18 protein-coding genes are annotated in these 18,659 nt (G+C 42.0%); 16 read left to right on the forward strand and 2 right to left on the reverse strand.

Annotated features, from left to right (window positions below):
• Positions 1-145 precede the first annotated feature (145 nt).
• The 3 genes from ACI3E5_RS10035 to ACI3E5_RS10045 all read left to right on the forward strand — a co-directional run bounded on the left by ACI3E5_RS10035 (position 146) and on the right by ACI3E5_RS10045 (position 3,181).
• Positions 146-1,411 (forward strand): CapA family protein, encoded by a 1,266-nt coding sequence (locus ACI3E5_RS10035; protein ID WP_060793031.1) that lies wholly within the window; start codon positions 146-148, stop codon positions 1,409-1,411.
• A 232-nt stretch (positions 1,412-1,643) separates the two neighbouring features.
• The gene (locus ACI3E5_RS10040; protein WP_005225192.1) at positions 1,644-2,258 is read left to right on the forward strand and encodes a hypothetical protein; all 615 of its coding nucleotides are present in this window, start codon (positions 1,644-1,646) and stop codon (positions 2,256-2,258) included.
• A gap of 266 nt (positions 2,259-2,524) precedes the next feature.
• Positions 2,525-3,181, forward strand: a complete 657-nt coding sequence (locus ACI3E5_RS10045) for an HAD family hydrolase (protein ID WP_081116780.1) — start codon at positions 2,525-2,527, stop codon at positions 3,179-3,181.
• Between the two features lie 133 nt (positions 3,182-3,314).
• On the opposite strand, the gene ACI3E5_RS10050 is transcribed toward ACI3E5_RS10045, so the two are convergent.
• Positions 3,315-3,908 (reverse strand): CPBP family intramembrane metalloprotease, encoded by a 594-nt coding sequence (locus ACI3E5_RS10050; RefSeq protein ID WP_228079085.1) that lies wholly within the window; start codon positions 3,906-3,908, stop codon positions 3,315-3,317.
• 513 nt (positions 3,909-4,421) lie between these two features.
• On the opposite strand from ACI3E5_RS10050, the gene hisG reads away from it, so the two are divergent.
• The 8 genes from hisG (at position 4,422) to hisIE (ending at position 11,734) form a co-directional block, all read left to right on the forward strand.
• On the forward strand, positions 4,422-5,981 hold the full coding sequence (gene hisG, locus ACI3E5_RS10055; protein WP_010747551.1) for an ATP phosphoribosyltransferase: 1,560 nt from the start codon (positions 4,422-4,424) through the stop codon (positions 5,979-5,981).
• Complete coding sequence (hisD, locus tag ACI3E5_RS10060; protein ID WP_142964224.1) at positions 5,978-7,258, forward strand: histidinol dehydrogenase; 1,281 nt, start codon at positions 5,978-5,980, stop codon at positions 7,256-7,258. Before hisG ends, hisD begins: the two co-directional genes overlap by 4 nt.
• The gene (hisC, locus tag ACI3E5_RS10065; protein WP_060792981.1) at positions 7,255-8,313 is read left to right on the forward strand and encodes a histidinol-phosphate transaminase; all 1,059 of its coding nucleotides are present in this window, start codon (positions 7,255-7,257) and stop codon (positions 8,311-8,313) included. Before hisD ends, hisC begins: the two co-directional genes overlap by 4 nt.
• Entirely contained in the window at positions 8,310-8,903 is a 594-nt protein-coding gene (hisB, locus tag ACI3E5_RS10070) for an imidazoleglycerol-phosphate dehydratase HisB (protein ID WP_005225202.1), read from the forward strand. Before hisC ends, hisB begins: the two co-directional genes overlap by 4 nt.
• 65 nt (positions 8,904-8,968) lie before the next feature.
• Complete coding sequence (gene hisH / locus ACI3E5_RS10075; protein ID WP_060792980.1) at positions 8,969-9,592, forward strand: imidazole glycerol phosphate synthase subunit HisH; 624 nt, start codon at positions 8,969-8,971, stop codon at positions 9,590-9,592.
• The gene (hisA, locus tag ACI3E5_RS10080; RefSeq protein ID WP_015509107.1) at positions 9,589-10,308 is read left to right on the forward strand and encodes a 1-(5-phosphoribosyl)-5-[(5-phosphoribosylamino)methylideneamino]imidazole-4-carboxamide isomerase; all 720 of its coding nucleotides are present in this window, start codon (positions 9,589-9,591) and stop codon (positions 10,306-10,308) included. Before hisH ends, hisA begins: the two co-directional genes overlap by 4 nt.
• Positions 10,305-11,063, forward strand: a complete 759-nt coding sequence (gene hisF, locus ACI3E5_RS10085) for an imidazole glycerol phosphate synthase subunit HisF (protein WP_096742284.1) — start codon at positions 10,305-10,307, stop codon at positions 11,061-11,063. Before hisA ends, hisF begins: the two co-directional genes overlap by 4 nt.
• 38 nt (positions 11,064-11,101) lie before the next feature.
• Positions 11,102-11,734: a bifunctional phosphoribosyl-AMP cyclohydrolase/phosphoribosyl-ATP diphosphatase HisIE gene (gene hisIE, locus ACI3E5_RS10090; protein WP_010747556.1), complete on the forward strand. Its 633-nt coding sequence runs from the start codon at positions 11,102-11,104 to the stop codon at positions 11,732-11,734.
• A gap of 132 nt (positions 11,735-11,866) precedes the next feature.
• On the opposite strand, the gene ACI3E5_RS10095 is transcribed toward hisIE, so the two are convergent.
• Complete coding sequence (locus ACI3E5_RS10095; protein WP_005225207.1) at positions 11,867-12,316, reverse strand: DUF305 domain-containing protein; 450 nt, start codon at positions 12,314-12,316, stop codon at positions 11,867-11,869.
• A gap of 259 nt (positions 12,317-12,575) precedes the next feature.
• On the opposite strand from ACI3E5_RS10095, the gene ACI3E5_RS10100 reads away from it, so the two are divergent.
• From ACI3E5_RS10100 to ACI3E5_RS10120, 5 genes are all read left to right on the forward strand, one after another.
• Entirely contained in the window at positions 12,576-13,049 is a 474-nt protein-coding gene (locus tag ACI3E5_RS10100; RefSeq protein WP_010747557.1) for a YehS family protein, read from the forward strand.
• Positions 13,050-14,025: 976 nt separating this feature from the next.
• Positions 14,026-14,370 carry an LPXTG cell wall anchor domain-containing protein gene (locus tag ACI3E5_RS10105; RefSeq protein ID WP_338134590.1) on the forward strand — a complete coding sequence of 115 codons (345 nt, stop codon included), beginning with the start codon at positions 14,026-14,028 and terminating at the stop codon, positions 14,368-14,370.
• A gap of 1,068 nt (positions 14,371-15,438) precedes the next feature.
• Entirely contained in the window at positions 15,439-16,932 is a 1,494-nt protein-coding gene (locus ACI3E5_RS10110) for a helix-turn-helix domain-containing protein (RefSeq protein WP_121259908.1), read from the forward strand.
• Between the two features lie 486 nt (positions 16,933-17,418).
• Entirely contained in the window at positions 17,419-17,799 is a 381-nt protein-coding gene (locus tag ACI3E5_RS10115) for a DUF7006 family protein (protein ID WP_060792976.1), read from the forward strand.
• Between the two features lie 198 nt (positions 17,800-17,997).
• Complete coding sequence (locus tag ACI3E5_RS10120; RefSeq protein WP_060792975.1) at positions 17,998-18,591, forward strand: HD domain-containing protein; 594 nt, start codon at positions 17,998-18,000, stop codon at positions 18,589-18,591.
• The last annotated feature ends 68 nt before the right edge of the window (positions 18,592-18,659 follow it).

Genomic DNA, 18,659 nt, shown 5'->3' on the forward strand with positions numbered 1-18,659 from the left:
GACCTATTAAAGGAATCTCAAATATAGTATAATTATTTAATAAAAAGATATTATTTAGTGAGGTTCGCAGGAAAGGGAGCAGGGAATCTCGTTAGAACGTAAACGAAGATAGGTTTTTGATAAAGCAGAGTGAAAGGGTGAGGGCATGAGACAACAACGAAGACGGGAGCGTCAGAAACACCAGCGGATCATTGTGGGGTTAAGTACAGCGTTGCTGGCAATCATACTTGGAGTGATTTATCTAGTGATTCAAGTGACAAGCATCCCCGAACAGCGTCATACAGCAGAAACGACAAAGGCAACAAAGCCAATGCAAGAAACGAGTAGTTCTACCGAAACAAAGCCAGCAGTAAAAACCATCACAGTGACAGCTAGTGGCGATATGCTTTATCATACACCTGTTTATTTAAGCGCTTACGATGGGAAGCGTTATGATTTTGACAATGATTTTGAGCAAGTCAAACCGCTGATTGCATCGGCGGACCTTGCTTTAGGTGATTTTGAAGGAACCATCAATCCTAATAAACCGCTTGGCGGTTTTCCCTTATTCAACGCCCCTATCGATGCTGTTGCCAGTATCAAAGACGCGGGCTTTGATGTGATCGATCTTGCCCATAACCATATTTTAGATACAGGGATCGAAGGAATCAAAACAACGGCGGCTGCTTTTCACGACCAAGGCTTGGCAACGATTGGTGTCACGGTCGACAATAGCGGAATCCTGGTCAAAGAAGTCAACGGGATTAAAGTTGCTCTCTTGGCCTATGCCTATGGCTTCAATGGCCTTGAAGAAAGCTTAACTCAAGCAGAGTATGACACCTATTTGAAAGACTTGTCGTTAGATAAAGTGGAAGCAGAGATCAAAGAAGCGGAAAGCTTGGCGGATATCACCATCGTGATGCCTCAGTCTGGTGTCGAGTATTCTTTAGAACCAACGGAAGAACAACAAACTGTTTATCGGAAGATGATCGATTTTGGTGCTGATATTATCTTCGGTGGCCATCCGCATGTAGCAGAACCAACCGAAATCATCGAAAAGGACGGGGAAAAGAAATTTATCATTTATTCAATGGGAAACTTATTGTCGAATCAACGTTATGAAACCGTCAATAACAACTATTGGACCGAACGAGGCGTCATCCCAGAAGTTGAAATCTCCAAAGAAGGGCAGCGGACCTATTTAAGCAAGATTGCCTTGCATCCGACTTGGGTCTCCAAAGAACCGATCCCTGATCGTACCTATTATGATCCAGAATACGGCGTCTTGCAGGCCTTTGATTTTCAAGTTTACCTTGCCGCAGATTATCTGCCAGATGGGCAATATGCCAAAAATGTCCCTGAAGAAAAGCGCCAGCGGATCGAAACCGCCTACCATGAAATGCTGGAGCTGTTGGATTTGAAGTGGGAGTAGTGAGGACAAGAAAGCAATCTGGCTAACAGGTTGCTTTTTTATTGGCTATCGAAGAGTATGAACCATGAAATGAAAGTCAATCTATTTTTTAAAACATGACACCAGATCACCATTTATGAACAAAAAATGACACCTCAAGCTGATAAAAATAAGTAATAATGTCAACATAAAGTATTCAGAAATCATTTCCAACTCATTTCTGAATAAATAAGAAAGGAAAGTAGGGTGTGTCATGAGAATTATCATATTGACGAAAAACATATCATATGAGATTGATTTGCAGCGAGAGCTGCAGATTTTGAGCCATGAAGTGTTCGTGGGCAGAAGTACCGAAGAGGAGGAATGGTTGATAGAAAGTGCCAAGTTATTTGACTGTTTATTTGTCAGTGAAACAATTGCTGATCCAGAATTTTTATTGCTCAATCAGACATTGGCTCCTTATTATCAACAGCGGATCGTTCGAATCTTGCCAGGGAATGACGAACAAGAAATGATACTGGAAAAAGCGGAAAATGCGACCTATCTTAATCGGTCATTTGTCGAGTTGAGAGAATTTTTGGCGGCTTTGCCACCAAATACTCGCAAGTTAGAAAAGGCATCAGTAACGAAGGAATCGTTCCCTAAATTTCTTAGTCTGCAAGAACAGATCTTTTTCAATAATCTAGCAGAAGAGCAATTTATCAACCGAGAGGACCTTTGCTGGAAAATTTGGGGCAACGGCGGCACGAATTCCCGAAAATCGCAGCTATCGATTTTGGCGAAACGAATCAATGAGAAATTAGATGAATACGACTATACTGAAAAACGCGTCCGTACCGCTTGGGGCAAAGGATATATCTTGCAGTAAAAAAGCTGAAAATGGGTTTAACTTTTATGCCTGACAAATAGGCCTTCAGGTAAATTTGCCTATCTTGTAGAAACGACTCTGTTTTCAAAGCGAGTCGTTTTTTTATATAAGTATATTAGCAATAAATGAAGAAGGTTATGGAAAAATATGATAATGCTTTTTTTTAGTGATAAAATAGAGATAATCAGTAATGGAAAGAAATACTGCGTAAATGAAAAAAGCATTTGTAGAAAATTGATGGAATACCTTTTGGAGGAGGAAATATCGTGAAGCAGGTTGAATGTGTGCTATTTGATTTGGATGGAACTTTATTGGATTCAAAAGAATGTAGTGTGAAGGCGACAAAAGCAGCTTTTAAAGAGATGGGACTCAAAGTACCCAGTGAAGTAGTCATTGAACATTATATGGGAATACCAATCGAAGAATCATTTTTTAAAATGTCTGAACAGCCATTAGATCAAGAAACCGCAGCGGAATTGATTCGGATTTTCCGAGCCTATTACCAAACCTATGAAGAAAGTACCTTGAAAGTATTTCCAGAAATTCCCCATGTCTTAGAAATCTTAAATAAACGAAAGGTACCTTGTTTCGTCGTTTCAAGTAAGAAGACAGCGGTCGTCAAACGAAACTTAGCTGCTCAGGACCTTGTGGCGTTCTTTGAAGAAATCATCGGCTCTGATGCGGTGACCCACTACAAACCTCATCCCGAAGGAATCAACAAAGTCGTGTCACACTATCAATTTGACCCGACAAAGACGATCATGATAGGAGATGCTATTTTTGATATCCAAATGGGAAAAGCCGCGGGTGTCAAAACGATCGCCGTTACGTGGGGCAGCCACGATCCGAAAAAGCTTTCTGAAGAAAACCCAGATGCTTTGGTAGATGCGCCACGTGAGATTTTAGATTTTCTATATGCATGATCCTTTTTTGTGCTCACAGTGTAAGAGGACGTTTTAGCCTCGCTTATATCTTGGCATGATCCAAAAAGAAAGGACAGATCGTCCTTTTACAACATGCAATTTGAGAACTTTGACCAATGATCGAAACCAGCGATCATTGGTTTTTTGTGCTGTCGTGAGAATGAAGGCGCCACAGCATTGAATAAAGGTATTCATTTCCATTCGTTCTTTTGGTTGATCGCGTAATCATCGGAAAATCACTGCAAATAAATTCCTTTTGATCTTTCTTCTTAGATAAAGCAAAGATGATCGCGGAAAGGATGCTGGCAACTGGCAAGGTACATTTACTAGAAAAAATCGCTAAAAAGAAGATGGAAAAGAGTTCTTCTCCAAGTAACATGATTGGAATAACGAGCAGAGTCAACCATTGAAAGCCTTCGTTCACTGGATTTCCATGAAGATCCCACTTTAGTCCGTATTGCAAAACGAGAGAAACGAGGAAGCTGATCAGGATGTTTAAAAGAAAATACTTGCTGATCGTCTTCACTGGCGCGATGGGTTTCCCAAAGAGCTGCTTGACTGCTTCTTTACCGTAAACTAGCCGTAATGCCCAATAGCTGGCAATCGACAATGAGAAGATGCTGACGATGGCAGGGGCATACAAAAGACCGACCAAACCGATACCTGCGAGGACTGTTCCTAGTAAAGCGTGGTTCCATGAGATTTGTTTTCCTATAAGTTTGTTCATTTACTTTTCTCTCCTTATTAAGCTATAGAGCATGTACTATTTAGCTGTTTTCTCTGATTCTTCTGCTGTGTGCTTTTTGTGCCGTAATATAAGCGATAAGTACAACAATGAACGTTTTGGGTGATTTTCATATCATCGCTTCATTTGCGCCAATTCTTTGTAGGGTACAAAAGATAGAGTAATCGATAACGAGTTTCTGAAACAAGATGGTCGTATATTTCGGACTTTTTTATGGTTGAGCAACTAAGTGATGGAGGATGCACAAGTACTAAGTTACTTCATTAAGAAAGGAAAACTGACTTCCAGATTCGATGGAATAATCGTCAACAAAGAAACGACATCGCTATGTTCTCTTGAAATCGACTAAAAATTCCAGAATATTTCGAAAAATACCATTGCTTATTTATGGCAAAACCATTAGTATTATTAGAAAAACTGATGGTGAATCGATGATAAAGCGAGCCTTTAACAGTGAGAAAGCCGAATCGGTGGCATGAAATAGGAGTGATAAGTGTGGAAGAGTTATGGAATGTATTAAAACCAGCCGAACAAGTCGAACTGAAATTAAGAAAATTGTATACGCAGCATCATTTTTCACCTTATCACTCGAACAATTTTGAAGAGTATCGCAACTATCAGCAAAATGATCAGTTCTTGCGTGGTTCTTCCATCATCACGTTTACAGGCACGGATGGCAGGACGATGGCGCTAAAACCCGATGTCACCTTGTCGATTGCCAAAAATACACCTTCTGGAGAAGCGCGCAGAGTGTATTATGTGGAGGATGTCTATCGACAGGATCGTCAAGCAGGGGAATACCAAAAGATCGATCAAATCGGTTTGGAGCTCATTGACCAAATCACATGGGAAGATCAACTGGAGGTTGTAAAACTGGCTTGGGAAAGTTTGGCTCAGGTGGGAAAAGGGACCTTGGATCTGTCTCATATGGGGATTTTGGATGGCATCTGCCAACGCTTCCCCGAAGCGGATCGACAAAAGGTACTGCACTGCCTGCGGGACAAGAGTTCCCATGGCATGGATGCACTGACTGAAAAAGCTGGCTTGTCAGCAACAGAAGCTGAAAAATTGGCGAAACTGGTACGTTTGTCAGGTGATTTTGAAACCAAGTATCAAAAGGCCAAAGAGCTGCTGGCAGAGTATCCCCAAGCACAAGCTGGTTTAGCAGAACTAAAACAACTGTATCAAGCATTGCAAAAAGAACAACTGTCAGCTTCCATTCGGATAAGGCTGGATTTTTCAATTTTAAATGATGCCGATTATTACAGTGGCTTGCTGTTTCAAGGATTCATCGAAGAAGCAAGAGAGACGATTTTATATGGCGGCCGTTATGATCGCTTGATGAGTCGGCAAGGCAAAGAGCAAGGGGCGATCGGGTTTGGTATGAAGCTCAACCATGTAGGGCAAAAGGTGCCGACTGACAACGAAAGTTCAGGCTATTTGAACATTGCGCTACCTAAAGGCCGCATGGGGGATGCCGTCTACGATTTATTCACGAAAGCTGGAGTCGCTGCGCAAGGCGTCTTCAAAGACAATCGCCAACTAATTTTTTGTGATGAAGAAAACAAGCTGCGCTTTTTCTTAGTCAAGCCTAGCGATGTGGCGATCTATGTGGAGCACGGAGTGGCGGATATCGGTGTCGTAGGCAAAGATATTTTAATGGAAAGCAAGGCAGAAGTCATCGAATTTCTTGATTTGCATATGGGGGTCTGCCGTTTGGCAGTAGCGGCGCGTACGGATTTCGAGGAAGATTTCTCCCGCCCGCTGCGGGTCTCCACAAAATATCCGCAGATCACCCGTCAGTTTTATCAAGGGTTAGGTCGCTCGGTGGAATTGATCCAACTGCATGGATCCATTGAATTGGCTCCTTTGTTAGGTCTATCCGATGTGATCGTTGACATCGTCGAAACGGGGACGACACTAAAAGAAAATGATTTAGAAGTGATCCAAGACATCGCGCCGTCTTCAGCGCGTTTAGTGATCAACCACGCCACGTGGCGTTTCAAGCAAGAACGCATTCAAACAGTGATTGAGAAGGTGAGGGAGCAATTATGAGAATTTTTTCGACCCAAAAAGATACGATCGAAACGATTGTGGCAAGGAAACAGTCGGAAACGAAGGATGTTTCAACCATTGTCGCCCAAATCATTGCCCGTGTTCAGCAGCAAGGAGATCAGGCGTTGTTTCAATTAATTGAAGAAATCGATCAAGTGACCTTGTCTTCCTTAACCGTCAGTCTTGAGGAGGTTGAAACGGCTGTCCAAGCCGTCTCCCCTGAGCTGCTTGAGGTGATGGAACAGGCGAAGGAAAACATTTTGGCATTTCATCAAAAGCAAGTCCAGCAAGGCTTTGTCTTGACGAAGGAAAATGGCGTTGTGATGGGACAGCGGGTCTTGCCACTAGCAAAAGTCGGGGTCTACGTTCCTGGCGGAACAGCAGCTTATCCTAGTACGGTTTTGATGGATGTCCTGCCCGCAAAAATCGCCGGGGTCAAAAAAATCGTTATGATCACACCGACGGACAGCCAAGGAAAAGTTCCAGCTGCTATCTTAGCGGCAGCTTCCGTTGCTGGAGTGGATGAAATCTACAAAGTCGGTGGTGCCCATGGCGTAGCGGCATTGGCTTATGGGACAGAAACGATTCCCAAAGTCGACAAAATCGTGGGACCAGGAAATATTTATGTCGCCACAGCGAAAAAAATGGTGTACGGCGAAGTTGATATCGATATGATCGCAGGGCCCAGCGATGTGCTGATCATCGCCGATGCCAGCGCAAATCCGCGCTGGCTGGCAGCGGATCTTTTGGCACAAGCCGAGCATGATATCTTAGCGCAAGCCATCTTAGTCACAACAGAAGCAGCCTTGATTGAACAAGTCCAAGTAGAGCTTGACTTGCAACTGAAGCAACTGCCCCGCAAAGACATTGCTGCTGCAGCGCTTGAATCTAGCGGAAAGCTGATTCTGGTCAATGATTTGACTGAAGCACTTACCATTGCCAATCAAATCACCCCAGAACACCTTGAATTAGCAGTGGCAGATCCTTTTGCTTTGTTGGGACAAGTAGAAAATGCGGGTAGTGTTTTTTTAGGACATCATACACCAGAAGTGCTGGGAGATTATTTTGCTGGACCAAATCATACCCTACCAACAGAAGGGACCGCCCGTTTTTACTCGCCGTTATCAGTGGATGATTTTATTAAGAAAAGCAGCTACTTGTATTACCCAGAAGCAGCCATGAAGGCGGCTGGTCCAGCCGTAGCGTTGTTCGCAGAAACCGAAGACTTGATCGGCCATGCCCGTTCGATCAATGTACGAAGAGAGGGAGAAAAATGACCTTTTTACATCAAAAGTATCACAAGCTGACTCCTTATACACCAGGGGAACAAGTAGACGAGCAAGCCGTTATTAAACTGAACACCAATGAAAGTCCTTATCCGCCAGCGCCAAGTGTTCAAGCGGCGGTTGCCGATGCCGCCCACAAGCTGAATCGTTACTCGGATATTGCTGCTGAAGTGGTGACAACCCCTCTGGCTGCCTATCTTGGCGTTAAACCAGCCCAGCTGTTTCTCGGTAATGGCAGTGACGAAGTCTTGTCCTATCTCTTTCAAGGCTTCACGGAAAACGGCATCGCCTTTCCCGATGTGACCTATGGGTTTTATCAAGTGTATGGTGCCTTGTACCAAGTCGCTGCCACCGTTGTTCCGCTGCAAGAAGATTTCTCGATTGCGTTAACGGACTACGATTCGCTCAAAGGGACCGTTATTTTTGCCAATCCCAATGCGCCGACTGGGGTTTATCAAGAACAAAGCGAAATTTGTGCCTTTCTAAAACGGCATCCCGATCGCTTAGTGATTGTCGATGAGGCCTATATCGATTTTGGCGGCTCTTCAATGGTTTCTTTGATCGATCAATACCCAAATCTCTTGGTCGTGGGGACGTTTTCGAAATCTCGGCAGCTGGCAGGGGCACGCCTAGGCTTTGCGGTTGCCAATGAAGGACTGATCCAAGACTTGAATCGGTTGAAATTTAGCTTGAATCCTTACAATGTCAATAGTTTGACCCAAGCCGCTGGTGCAGCCGTTTTGCAAGAACAAGCGTATGTCGATGAGAAGATCCAAGCAACGATCCACGTGCGTGAGTGGAGCAAGCAAGCCCTAGCGAAACTCGGCTTTGAGCAGACCGACAGCCAAGGAAATTTTTTGTTTGCAAGGCACCCTGCGATTGCTGGTGAAGAGTTGTATCAGGCACTGAAAGAGCAGAAAATCTTCGTCCGCTGGTTTAATCAGCCCCGCATCAAAGAGTATTTACGGATCACGGTAGGAACGAGGGCCCAGATGGAACGATTGATGACGGTGTTAACAACGATCATAGAAGAGGTGAAGGAATGAGAAAAGCAGAAGTTACCCGCAATACGACTGAAACCAAGATCCACCTGCAGTTGACGATCGATGGTACTGGTCAGCAATCAATCAAGACTGGTGTGGGGTTTTTAGACCACATGCTGGAATTATTTGTCCGCCACGGTCGCTTTGATTTGACGTTGGTCTGTGATGGTGATACAGAAGTAGATGCCCATCACACAACAGAAGACGTAGCCATCGCCATTGGCCGAGCGTTTTCAGAAAGTCTTGGGGAGCGACGAGGCATCAAACGCTATGGCAGTATGCTGCTGCCGATGGACGAAGCCTTAGTCATGACAGCGATCGATATTAGCGGTCGTGGCATGGCAGTCGTAGAGTTGGCGATACCGAGCGAAAAAATCGGGCAGCAGTTTGATACAGAATTGGTTGAAGAATTTTTCATTGCTTTTGCCCGTGAATTAGGTGCTACGATCCATCTCCATCAAATCGCTGGGAAAAACAGCCACCACATTGTGGAAGCTTGTTTTAAAGGCTTTGGGCGTGCCTTAGGTGAAGCAGTAGCGATCAATCAAGCAGCCCCAGATGAGATCCCTTCAACCAAAGGGACGATCCAGTGATTCATGAGGGAAAAATGATTACGTATCTTCCACACAGATGGATGAGATAAGGAAAGGGGTGTATTATGTTAGCAATCATCGACTATGGGGTCGGCAATTTGTTCAGCTTGTCTCGTTCGCTGGATTATTTGGGTGTTGACTGCCAAATCACGCGTTCACTAGCAGAATTAAAAGCTGCCGACCGCATTCTTTTACCTGGCGTAGGCGCTTTTGGCGATGCCCGCCAAAAGTTGGCAGAGTTGTCGCTGATCGAACCGATCCAAGAATTGGCAGCAGCTGGCAAACCCTTTTTAGGCATTTGTTTAGGGATGCAGCTGTTGTTTGATAGTAGTGAGGAGTTTGGCACACATGCGGGGCTCGGTTTGATTCCAGGACGGATCGTTTCCATGCAAAGCGCCTTTGAAGAAGCCAAACTGAATCTGAAAGTGCCGCAGATTGGTTGGAATCGGCTGACTGTCAGAAAGGAAAGTCCTCTAGTCAGCGGGCTAGGGGAACAAGACTTTGTCTACTATGTCCACAGTTATTTTGCTACTGATTGCCAAGAGTATGTCATAGCAGACAGTGACTATGGTCTAGCAATTCCCGGTATCGTGCAAAAAGACAATGTCTTCGGTACTCAGTTCCACCCAGAAAAAAGTGGGGCTGTCGGGTTGAAGATTTTAAAAGCATTTACGGAGGTGCCGCTATGAAAATTTTTCCAGCAATTGATCTGTTAGATCAAAAAGTGGTCCGTTTGTACCAAGGAGACTATGAGCAAAAAGAAGTGTTTGGGGATGATCCAGTGGCATTTGCTCGTTCATTTGAAGAAGAAGGTGCCAACTATCTGCACCTCGTCGACTTAGATGGTGCCAAAGCTGGCAAACTCCATTACTTTGATGTCGCAAAAAAAATCGTCCAGCAAACCAATCTGTTTGTCGAAGTTGGCGGCGGGATTCGTGAGGAAGAAACGATCCAGCATTGTTTGGCAGCAGGCGTTCATCGGGTGATCCTCGGCACGATTGCCCAGAAAGACCCAGCATTCACAAAAGCGATGCTTAAGAAATACGGCAATAAGATCGCGATTGGGGTCGATGCCAAGGAAGAAAAAGTGGCCGTGGAAGGCTGGCTCGAGAAAACGGCAACAGACGCGTTTACTTTTTGCCAACAATTGGTGGAATGGGGCGCGCAAACGATCATCTTTACCGAAATCTCACGTGACGGTACAGGAGAAGGCATCAATCTGCCGCTATACGAAAAACTCAATCAATTGGATTGCGACATCGTGGCTTCTGGCGGCGTGGCTTCATTGGCAGATATTAAAGGATTAAAACAGTTGGGCATCTCTGGCGTGATCGTTGGGAAATCCTTATATAACGGCAGTCTCCAATTGGCGGATGTCTTAGCAGCAGGGGAGGCAGAAGCATGATCGCCAAACGAATCATTCCTTGCCTTGATGTGCGAGATGGGCGAGTCGTGAAAGGGGTCAATTTTGCTGGCTTAAAAGATGTCAATGATCCAGTGACTTTGGCGCGCTTTTACAATGAACAAGGCGCCGATGAGCTGGTTTTTTATGACATTACTGCTTCTGCAGAAGAACGCGGCTTATTCACGGACATTTTGCAGCGCGTGGCGTCAGAAGTGTTTATTCCTTTGACGGTGGGCGGTGGCATCAATCAAGTAGCAGATTTTGAACGAGTCTTAAACTGTGGCGCCGACAAAGTCAGCGTCAATTCGGGGGCACTTCGCAGACCAGAGTTGATTGCAGAAGGCGCGAAACGCTATGGCAGCCAGTGCGTTGTTTTATCCGTTGATGTTCGCCGTGTCGGTGAGAACTGGCATGTGTTTGCCAAAGGCGGACGGGAAGATACAGGCTTAGAAGCATTGGCGTGGATTCTCCAAGCTGAGCAGTTAGGTGCTGGTGAACTAGTCATCAACAGCATGGATACCGATGGCGTGAAGCAGGGGTTTGATTTAGACTTGCTGAAAGCTGTCAGCGAAATCACCAAATTACCGATCGTCGCATCGGGTGGTGCTGGCAAAAGTGCCGATTTTATCGAGCTGTTTCAATTGCCAAATATTGAAGCAGGGTTAGCGGCCTCGATTTTTCACTATGGCGAGGTAAAAATCCCAGAACTGAAAAAACAATTACAGGCCGTCGATATTCCCGTACGAATCGTATAGCGTTGGCGTTTTGATAGGCAATAGAAGGAGTGGATAACATGGTGCAAGTACGATTTGATGAACAAGGATTGGTTCCAGTGATCGTGCAGGATGTGGAAACGAATGAAGTTTTGACCTTGGCTTATATGAACCAAGAAAGTTTGACCTTGACCTTGAAAGACCGATTGATGACCTTTTATTCCCGCAGTCGCCAAGAATTGTGGCGCAAAGGAGAAACCAGCGGCAATTACCAGCATTTAGTATCATTGACCGCAGATTGCGATCAAGATGCTTTAGTCGCCAAAGTAAAAAAAGACGGACCTGCTTGCCATACAGGCACAGAAAGCTGCTTTACAGAGGTGCTTTATGGTACAGAATCCTCTCCGACCATCGATGCGTTGTATGAGCTGATAAAAGGTCGTAAAGATACGCCGCAAGAAGGCAGCTATACCAGCTACTTGTTTGAAAAAGGCAGTGAGAAAATCTTAAAAAAAATCGGCGAGGAAGCAACCGAGGTCGTGATTGGGGCGATGAAGGAAGACCGCCAAGAAACCGTTTATGAGATTGCTGATTTGGCGTATCATACATTGGTTTTAATGGCAGAAATGGGGATTGATTTAGCGGCTATTCGCCAAGAGCTTGCCAAGCGTCATGTTGTGGATAAGAAAGTCAAACAAGAACGGATGCAATAACGGTCAGGGGTTTTCAGTAGAAAGAAAGCAACTGACGATAAAAAAAGAAGCCCTTCAGCCATTGTTTGAAGGGCTTCGCAACCGTGGCGATAAAGTTGATCTGCTGGTACTTTGAGTGAGCACACAAACTGGCTATTTGTTTTCCAACTCTTCGATCAATTCTTTCATTTCTTTGATTTCTTTTTCCTGTGCGTCAATGATTTTTTCTGCAAGTTCTTTTACTCTTGGATCAGACAAATCGGCATTTTTACTGGTTAGAATCGCAATCGAATGATGGGGAATCATGGCTTTCATCCAGGCCGTATCTCCCACGGCGGTTTGGCTTCTGACCATAAACAGTGAACCAAAAAAGAGTACAACACTGACAACTAAAATTCCGATATTCATTTTCTTGTTGTCATACATCTTCCACATAAATAACAGCATGATGATCGCCATCATCGCGCCCATCATTAGTGCCATAAATAGGCGGGTTTGGCTGAAAAAGATATGATCGAGGGCGTAGACATTGAAATACATCATACAAAACATAATCACCGTCGATACCCCAATCATTACCAAAAATTTCCCGTATTTCTTCATTTCTTTCCTCTCCTTTTTGTGTACAAAATAAAAACAATAAAGAAATCCAAAACATCATCGGAACAGATGCTTTTTTTCGTTTATTGTTTTGTTAGAATAAATTTACTCCCTAAATCAAGTATAGCGGAGGAAGTAGAATGAGAGAAGCGATATACATTTGAACGAAAACAAATGGGTTCTTAGAGTAAAAAAGCGAAAACGGGATTACTCGTCTAGGTTTATTTGTTATAATCAACCTAAGAAATGGATGGTGTATAGAATGAATCACAATGATCGCTTGACGCGTTTACGCTATGCTTTGGATATCAAGGATACCGACATGGTGAAAATTTTTGAACTTGGCGGCGCTTCTTTCACAAAAGAAGAAGTAAGACAATTATTGAAGAAAAAAGATCCTGAGACCTACGAGATTGAGTGTACCAATGAAGCCTTTGAGCGTTTCTTAAATGGTTTGATTCGCTCGCAACGAGGAACAAAGCCAGATGCTGCAGAACCTGTCCTAGAGTTGAACAATGGCAATGTAAATAATTTGATGCTGAAGAAAATAAAAATCGCCCTTTCCCTAACAACAGATGAAATGCTGGACATTTTCGAGCAAGCGGGAGTTAAAGTTTCAAAAGGTGAATTAGGCGCCATTTTACGAAAAGAAGGCCATCGCAATTACAAACCATGTTTAGACAAATATGCCCGCAACTTTTTAAAAGGATTGACGATCGAGTATCGGGATAACTAGTAAAAAATCAATAATAGGCTGAACTTACAATGGGCCGCCCAAAGAGATGCATGTTATGTGTCTCTTTTTTTGTGTGTAAATTAAAAAAAACAATTTAAATCAGTGATTATAACGCTAACTGAGGCCAAGCTTGGAGCATGAAGGAGCAGGTGAAGTGAGCGATCTGTTTGCTTGAATAACCTGTTTGTTAAAACCTGACAAGTTTGGTCATTTCTGATACAAATGTTGACGTGTTCAGAATGATGAACCATGTAATACTATCAAAATGAACAGGGGTATCCTGTGTCTAAAGATTGTAATTAACAAGTCGTCACCATCATCAGAAGGGGAAGTTTGTCGATAGGTGAAAGATAGGAAAGCGTATCGTATTTAAACGAATATAAAAGGAGAATGTTATGAAAAGTAAATTTTGGGGCTATTTGTCATTGGCGATCTTGTTAAGTCAGCCTGTGTTGGCACCTTTGGCACAAGTTATGGCTGAGGAACAGGAAACCATTCCATCAAACAAAGAAATCACGACATTAGGAACATTAGAAAAAGTGGAGGAGACTACTGAAACAGTCGATTCTTCTCGTATAAAAGAAGAAATCAACGGTGACACCACAAGTAACTCAGAATCGCAAGAAGTGGTTAATGATGATGAGAAAAGTGGCTCGACGGAAAGTACAGAAAAAAACCTCCCTGATTCAAGTAAAGACACAGCTAGCTCGGCAACTGAATCATCAGCGGAAATGAAAGAGGCATTCTCTAATCGAAGCGTTTCATTAGACGCTTGGATGCCGGATAAGAATTTGCAAAATGAGGTAGCGAAAGGGCTAAACAAAACAGTTGATACGATCACTCAAGAAGATATGGTGAATCTAAAACAGTTAGATTTTTCTTCTTTAGTCAAAGACACAGTAGTCGATTTTACTGGTTTAGAATACGCTAGCAACTTGCAAGCGTTATACACGACGTCTAAAGCAACGCCAAAGAAATATCTGGCTGGCGGGTTTCAAAGACGCCTAAAAATGCAAAAGGTACCTTCAGTGATGCCGTCCAAGAAGTTATTTATGTTTACAGTGCTGATAAAGAGAATGAACCGGGAGAAGATTCAGGAAAAGATACACCAGAATCAGAAAACAAGACGCCGGACGAAGAGAACGGGAATAGCTCAGGAAATAACAGCAAGCAAACAAACACACAAACCAAATCAAAAAATAAGTTGCCTGCAACAGGAGAACAACTTACAGGTCAACGAATCATGGGCTTTTTGGGAGTCATCACTGTTCTGTTTTCTTTCGTAGTAATTTTGAGACGAAAAAGAAAAACTGAAAATTAAAAGCTTTTCAATAGAGAGGAAAGAGTATCCAGAATTGATTGTTTTCTGGATACTCTTTGTTTAACCCTATTTAAATATGAGCGAGAATATAGGTTTTTATCAGTTATCTTTCGAATGTTACGTTCTTGAATTCATCATTCAAGCCATCACGATAGGCAATAGTCAAGACTAATTTTCCTGTTGTTTTGTCATAGTCTTCCACGTTTAGTTCTAGAGAGAAGTTCTTAACATTGGCATCAATATAAGAAACAATTTCTTTTTCTTCCTCACCGATTTTTATCGAAAGTGTGCTTTCTCCTAATAAATTCGCCTCCTCCAGAACTGTTTTGGCTGAGCGTATTTCAGGCTGATAGAAGACAGTGTTTGTTTGAGTAAATAGATTCTACTTATTCGCAACGGAACTGTGATCTTTCCAAAGTCATTTGAGACAACGATCCCAGGTTTATTACTAGGGGAGACAAAGACAGCGAGACTTATTAAAATCGGAACGAGAATACTAGCAACACTTGACCATACTATTTTTTTTGATATTTTCATTGATTTCAGTTCATTCAGCGAAGCATGAACACCTGTCCCCCCATTCTTTTTAATTAATGTAAGAAGTTAGCTTGATTATGGCGAAGATACTTTAAAAATAACTGTACTAATTTTCAACTTTATATAAGCGTAATTGATAGAAAGTAAAAGCTTTTGGAATTGTTGAAATGCTCAAAGGCTACCTAACTCTTCGATTGTAAATACTCCTAAAAACCGACTCTCTTATTATCGTAGCAAAATATACGGTTTTTTACTTTTATTATTATAAAATAATTTTTTGATAAATAGCGCTTTGGACTGTTTTGTCGTCTTAAACTAGCTGTTAGAAAGAGCAATGTTCTCCAGACGTAGTAACTCGTAGTTCTAAGTAGTTGTAGCCATGATTTTGCTTATCCTAAATGATTCAGAAGGTGATAGTTTCAGAGACAGCTTCTTATAAAATGAAATAAGTAGTCAATGAATACACACTGAATGAAAATAGATCGTGAAAGGAGTATAATTACCTTAAAAATAAAGTTAAGAGGTATTATTATGTATAAATTTCTTTTAACTAAATTAGACCAAGATGTTTATGAATTGTTTGCGCATTTTTTTGAGCAGGCTGTGGAGCGTGAAAAACTAAATGTTCTTGCTGAAAAGACAAACTTATCAAAACGACGAATCGTCTTAGTTTTTGAGCGAGCACTCGATTTGCAAACGGCGTATCCTTATTTTGAGATTGCGTTGCATGAAGGTAGAGAGATGACGCTTTATTTTGCGCCGAATTTTCTTTTGTCTAAGCTTTATTCGGTCATGCTAGAAGAAAGCATGCCATTTCAAATTTTAGACAGACTCTTTAGTGATAAGTATGTGTCGCTGGAAGAAACCGCCCAACAACATTATGTCAGCAATCGCACGGTTCAAAGAAAACTAAAGGAAGTAGAAACGATTCTTGAAAATTATCACATTCGATTGAACCTAAAAAGAAAACCGCTTTTTGTGGGCGAAGAATACCGCATTCGGCATTTTTTCCACATCATGTATTGGCAGATCTATGATGCAACGAACGTGCGTTATAGTGGATTGACGAAACAAAGTGTCAGTACATTGAAGAAAAAGTTGACAAGTTATCCCAGTTTTTATCGCGGGATTGATCAGGAGAAATTTGTTCAATTGTTGGCGTTAAGTATTTATCGTTTTAAAAGAGGCTTTCCTGTAAAAGAGATTCCTCAAGAGATGAGGGAGATGAGGCATCTGACGATTTCCTTTGAAGAATTTAAAGAAGAGCTGATCAAGCCATTGCTAAGAGACAATTTGATTCTAAATGGGCTTCCAGAAACAGAATTTCTCTTCTTGTATTATATGTTTTCTGTCATGACGACGTACTTACCTGAAGAGATTCCTAGTCAGTTAACAATTGGGGATCATTTTTCTCCACGAGCAATCGCTGCAGCAAGGCTATTTGCGGAAAACGCTCAGAAAGTTTTTCTCGTTTCTGAAAGCAATATTGATTATCTGTTGGTCAATGCCTTGAATATTCATTCGGTTTCGCTTCTTTTTGCATCGAAAAATAAGATCGATGCCTTTGGAAAAAGCACCACGGACAAAGATTATCGCCGTGTCTTTCCTAAGATTTTTCCGTTTGTTCAGGAGATGTACGAATCGTTAGCGCAACAATCACCAATTTTTTCAACCATGTATGAAGCGAACAATCGCTTGCTTTTTCAATATAGTATGCTTCTTTCTCTGGTAGCGAAAATTGATCGTTCTACGGTTCGTATTTTTCACGAATCAAAATTCGGAAAAATCCAAGAAATCAGACAAAAGGAACGATTGAAGCGCTGGTTTGGGTACACACTTTCATTTGTTTCCGAAAATCCCGATTTTGTCGTGACAGATTATCCCGTCAATCGGCAAGCTTTTATTGACCAAAATCCCAACGTCCAATTTTTTAAATGGAATAGTTTTCCAACGGGGGATCGCTGGCTTGAACTGATTGAAGCAGTTGAAAAGTTCCAGAATGAGTTTAGTCAAAAACATACGTAAAACTGTGGATTTCACAGTATGAAAAAAAGGAGGATTCTCAAAACCAGAGAATCCTCCCTTTTTTTAGTAGGAAGCGAAAAGTTTTGCACAGCGTTTCTCAGATTTCCTATGTAGTTTGTCAATCGCTCAATCGGCTATTGGGCTTGTTTACTTTTATGAAACTAAAATTGATACGATCCAACCCGAAGGTATCTAACAGGACTTTATTTGCTTCTAACAAACAAATGATTGGCGTCTCCTTTCCTAAAAAAACATGTAATAATGCAGGCATAAAGATCTCGGTCAACAGAAACGTTTTACGAAAAAGCGAAGGTAAGAAAGAGTGTTCGAATCCTCTATTTAACGTAATGCTAGTGATTTCAGCCTAAAGGTCGATTTCCTTTCAATATTTCCATAGAGTACGCATCGACGTATTCGTTCCAACGATAAACACATAAACAGGATTTTACATAAGATTCACCAATCAATAGAACAGGAGGACTAAAGATGGAGTCAGCATTTAAGATCCATTCAATGGAAGAATATTTAAACTTCTACATGGAAGAAACGGAGCGGCTTTTTTTCAAGGAAGAGTTTCCAGAACTCAAAGAAAAGATTCTTGCCAATTGCTTCGAAATCAAACGAGCGATCCAAGAAATCAATCACGAAAACTTTTTTGAACAGTATGCGAGAATCAATACATTAGAAGCAGAGATTTTGATTATTTTGGAATGCAGTGAATTGCGGGGGAGTGACAATGTGGTCCCTTTTGCTGAGGCAGAAATTTTGCAAGTGGCGAAACAAGATAGAAAAACCTATTTTAAAGAAAGATGTGGGCTGACATTGATCGCGCCTACGCCCCATTCATTGCATTTTTCCGTGGAGTAGTTGAAGTAACAACAACGATCATTCGTGAGGAAAAAGTGTTATAGGAAGTTTGAAAGGAGCCTTTCATTAAGGTTTGTGCAGGAGTAATTGTTTTACCAAAAGAAAAGGCTGCAGTTTTTTTATGCAACTTTGGAGGCATTGTGGAAAAAAGCTGTACCTTTGATATAAATTCATTCAACAAATAATTGGAGGTCACAGATGAATGCAATAGAAAAGAGGATCCAGTTTATTGTCGAAGCTGACAAGCTTAAAGCCATCCTTAGACAATCGACACTGATCTATGATAGAAACCAACGGGAAAATGATGCAGAGCACACCTGGCATTTGACATTATGTGCACTATTGCTTGCAGAACATGTCGCAACCGAAGGGCAAGTGGATTTGTTGCGAGTACTCAAAATGTTAATTATTCATGATATGGTAGAAATCGAAGCAGGTGATACCTATTGTTATGATGAAGCTGGGTACCTGGATAAAGTACAGCGAGAACGGGAAGCAGCTACAAGTTTATTTTCTACATTACCGAGAGAACAATATGATGAATTTATGGATTTGTGGGAAGAGTTTGAGGAGATGGCAACCGTAGAAGCAAAATATGCAGCGGCAATCGATAGGTTACAGCCTGTCTTGCAGATATACTACTGTGACGGGAATACCTGGTTAGAAAATAACATTGATGTTGAACGCGAATTAAAACGAAACGAGGTCATCAAAGAAATTATGCCAGAAGTTTGGGACTATGTTAGAAAACTTATAGATGATGCCGTAAATAAAGGTTGGCTGAAGCAATAAAGCAAAAATCAATAAGCTGCTAAACATGAGCCGAAGTAGAAGAGCATCATCAAAATGAACACCAAATG

This window comes from Candidatus Enterococcus avicola (genome assembly GCF_047470845.1).
Lineage (GTDB): Bacteria > Bacillota > Bacilli > Lactobacillales > Enterococcaceae > Enterococcus_D > Enterococcus_D casseliflavus.